The sequence below is a fragment of the Vibrio genomosp. F10 str. 9ZD137 genome (genome assembly GCF_049974785.1).
Classification (GTDB): Bacteria; Pseudomonadota; Gammaproteobacteria; order Enterobacterales; family Vibrionaceae; genus Vibrio.
Genome location: NZ_JBNGCJ010000279.1, coordinates 1 through 3718, shown reverse-complemented (window position 1 = coordinate 3718; position 3718 = coordinate 1). Strand labels below are relative to the sequence as shown.

Below are 3718 nucleotides of genomic sequence, written 5' to 3'. Positions count from 1 at the left end.
CGCTCTTCCGATCTGCCATCGAGCTTGAATGATGAGGCGAGCGAAACGGCCGCTTTTTCCAGTTGTGCTCATTGATTTCTTGTTGAGTTAAGGATGCAACCGAAGCCGTTTCCATCGCTTCATTCACTGACATTTCGGGCAGTAAATCACACAGCCTAGACGCCAGCATGGTTTTTCCAGTGCCAGGTGGCCCCAAAAAAAGTAAATTGTGGTTTCCTGCAGCGGCAATCTCTAACGCTCGTTTACCTTGCTGTTGGCCTATAATATCTTGCAAGTCGCGTGTCAGTTTAGCGTCACTGAATTTGGCTTTAGTTTGAAACAGCTGGAGGGACTGCTGCCCGCACAATTCTGCACACACTTCCAGTAAGCTCTGCGCTGACTTATGTATCTCCTTACCAACCAAGGCAGCCTGATCACCATTTAAGTGTGGAACAATAAGACAGCGCTTAGATTTTTGGGCCGCAAGCGCAGCTGGTAATACCCCTTTGATCGCTCGTAATTCACCAGAAAGCGCCAACTCACCGATAAACTCGCGCTGCGCTAATTTATCGATGGGAATCTGTTCACACGCCGCCAAAATACCCAATGCAATAGGGAGGTCAAATCGGCCGCCTTCTTTGGGTAAATCTGCCGGTGCCAAATTGACCGTAATCCGCTTTGCTGGGAACTCAAATCGAGAATTAATAATGGCGCTGCGAACGCGATCTTTTGCTTCTTTGACCGTAGTTTCAGGCAGCCCGACCAAGCTAAATCCTGGCAACCCATTACTGATATGAACTTCTACCGTCACTTCTGGTGCTTCAACACCTACACTCGCGCGGCTATGAACGATGGCTAACCCCATTTACCTTACCTACTGAAACCGATTCACATGAACAATTGAATGGTTCTTTTTTGAATGAGGGTGTTATATAACCCGCCTAGAGGCTGAGGAAATGTGAAAAAAGAATGAGTTTTTGCTTGTCATTTAACGGAATTCTATGTTACCACTAGGTACGCAACATATTTTGTTCAATATTTATAAAATACAAAAACGAAGATAAAAAATAAAATGAACTTCAAAGCTCGCCTTAACACTCTGGTACTCCTGATTATCGTGGTCATTATTGACACCGCGCAGGGGATAGTGGGCAGCAAGTAACCACAAGATTTTAAAAACCCCCGCACTGAAAAGTCCGGGGGTTTTTTTACAATTAGTACACTAAAAATTGAAGCACATCCGACCGAATACAACCAAGGTTCAGTCGAGAAATGACAGGAAGAATGGGAGCGCACATGACGTGCAAAAATAATGGAAGTCACTACGAGCCAAGTCGTAGTATGAGAGGGATACGATGAAAGGAGCAGATTTAGTCGTATCCGCATTAAAACAACAAGGCATAAAAACCGTCTTTGGTTACCCTGGTGGTGCCATTATGCCTATCTACGATGCCCTTTATGAGTGTGGTGTAGAACATATTTTATGTCGCCATGAACAAGGCGCGGCAATGGCAGCGATTGGTATGGCGCGATCATCACAAGATGTCGCTGTCTGCATGGCGACCTCTGGTCCAGGCGCGACTAACCTCGTCACCGGCCTTGCCGATGCTTTCATGGATTCAATTCCTTTAGTTGCTATTACCGGACAAGTTGCCAGCTCCCACATTGGTACTGATGCTTTTCAAGAAATGGATGTCATCGGTATGTCTCTTTCTTGTACTAAACACAGTTATCTCGTGACTGATATCCATGACCTAGCACCAACACTTGCAGAAGCATTTGAAGTCGCGAAAGCGGGTCGACCAGGCCCTGTCATCGTCGATATTGCGAAAGATGTTCAGTTAGCTGAAGCCCCTGTCGAAACCTTACCGGATTTCGAACATATCCCATTTCCAGTACCAACGCCTGAAGCGTTTCGCCTAGCGAATGCATTGCTTCGTGAATCGAAGCGCCCCGTTTTATACGTTGGCGGCGGCGTTCAACTCGGCAGAGCCACTGACTCCGTTCGTCAGTTTCTCGCTGACAACCCAATGCCATCCGTGAGTACATTGAAAGGCTTGGGAACGATTAACCGCCACGACCCACATTATCTTGGTATGTTGGGGATGCACGGCACAAAAGCCGCCAACCTTATCGTCCAAGAAAGTGACCTTTTGATCGTTGTCGGTGCGCGTTTCGATGACCGTGTGACCGGAAAACTCGATACCTTCGCGCCTCATGCTAAAGTCATTCATATTGATATTGATGCCGCTGAAATCAACAAGCTTCGTCATGCCAACGCAGCATTACGTGGTGATATTCGTGAAATACTGCCGAAACTGAAATGCACTCACGACATCAGCTCTTGGGCTCACCACAGTGAGGGGCTGCGTACCGCCTTTACATGGCGATATGATCACCCGGGCGATCTTATCTTTGCCCCACTTTTGCTTAAGCAATTATCGGACATGATGCCAGACAGCTCTATCGTCTCTACCGATGTTGGCCAACACCAAATGTGGGCAGCGCAACACATTCAGCCTCGTGATCCACAAAACTTCATCACATCTGCGGGTTTAGGGACAATGGGCTTTGGTTTACCGGCTGCAATGGGAGCTGCCGTTGCTCGACCTGATGATCAGTCCATCCTGATTTCTGGTGACGGCTCTTTCATGATGAATATTCAAGAGCTTGGCACCTTAAAACGTCGCCAAATTCCAGTCAAAATGGTGTTGTTGAACAACTCTCGTTTAGGCATGGTTCGCCAGTGGCAATCCTTATTCTTTGACGGCCGCCACAGCGAAACGATTTTGGATGATAACCCTGACTTTGTCATGCTAGCTAAAGCATTTGATATTCCAGGAAAAACCATCACTCGCAAAGAAGAAGTTGAACCTGCGTTAAAAGAAATGCTCGAAAGTAAAACAGCATACCTTTTACATGTCCTGATCGATGAAGAAGAAAATGTTTGGCCACTCGTACCACCGGGTGCATCAAACAGTGAAATGTTGGAGAACACCTAATGGAAAGATATTTCTTAGATATTAAAGCCGATGATAAACCGGTTCTATTAGAGCGCGTTTTACGCGTCGTTCGCCACCGCGGCTTTGTTGTAAAACAAGTGGCGGGAACACAAAATCACGACAGCAAAATTGCAAGTGTAGAAATTATTGTCGATAGCGATCGACCTATTGAATTTCTCACTAATCAGATTGAAAAATTATGGGATGTGATCAGCGTTGAAGTGACCAAAATCGACAATAACGAACTCCCTAACAACAACTTACAACACACACTTAACGCTTAAGGAAGATAATAATGTCTAAAAAAACAGCTGACTACATTTGGTTTAATGGTGAGATGGTTCCTTGGGCTGAGGCCAATGTTCACGTTCTTACTCATGCTATGCACTATGGCACTTCTGTATTTGAAGGCGTGCGCTGCTACAACACACCAAATGGGCCAGTTATCTTCCGTCACCCAGAGCATGCAAGACGCCTAAAAGATTCCGCGAAAATATACCGTTTTCCAATTCCTTACACGGAAGAAGAAATCATGGAAGCGACACGCGAGACTCTGCGCCAAAATAAACTCGAATCCGCTTACATTCGCCCACTTGGCTTTGTTGGTAATGTTGGCCTGGGTGTTTGTCCACCAGAAGACTCGATCATGGATCTGATTATTGCGGCTTTCCCTTGGGGATCTTACCTTGGTGAAGAAGCATTAGAGAACGGCGTTGATGCGATGATTTCTAGCTGGA

Annotated in this window: 4 protein-coding genes; 3 read left to right on the top strand and 1 reads right to left on the bottom strand. The window is 46.2% G+C overall.

Annotated elements, in window-relative coordinates; translation table 11 throughout:
* On the bottom strand, positions 1-844 hold an 844-nt coding region (locus ACP45E_RS04785; RefSeq protein ID WP_141707227.1), incomplete at its 3' end, for a YifB family Mg chelatase-like AAA ATPase.
* Positions 845-1334: 490 nt separating this feature from the next.
* Between ACP45E_RS04785 and ilvG the strand changes: the two genes are divergently transcribed.
* The 3 genes from ilvG to ACP45E_RS04770 form a co-directional block, all read left to right on the top strand.
* Positions 1335-2981 carry an acetolactate synthase 2 catalytic subunit gene (ilvG, locus tag ACP45E_RS04780; protein ID WP_017034345.1) on the top strand — a complete coding sequence of 549 codons (1647 nt, stop codon included), beginning with the start codon at positions 1335-1337 and terminating at the stop codon, positions 2979-2981.
* A complete protein-coding gene (gene ilvM / locus ACP45E_RS04775; RefSeq protein WP_017034346.1) occupies positions 2981-3265 on the top strand; it encodes an acetolactate synthase 2 small subunit in 285 nt (94 codons plus the stop codon). The genes ilvG and ilvM overlap by 1 nt, the downstream gene beginning before the upstream one ends.
* Before the next feature lie 11 nt (positions 3266-3276).
* A partial coding sequence (locus ACP45E_RS04770; RefSeq protein ID WP_198927686.1) for an aminotransferase class IV occupies positions 3277-3718 on the top strand: 442 nt, incomplete at its 3' end.

Coding starts and splice junctions, on each gene's coding strand:
- ilvM (WP_017034346.1), top strand. CDS start 2,981: ATGGAAAGATATTTCTTAGATATTAAAGCCGATGATAAACCGGTTCTA.
- ilvG (WP_017034345.1), top strand. CDS start 1,335: ATGAAAGGAGCAGATTTAGTCGTATCCGCATTAAAACAACAAGGCATA.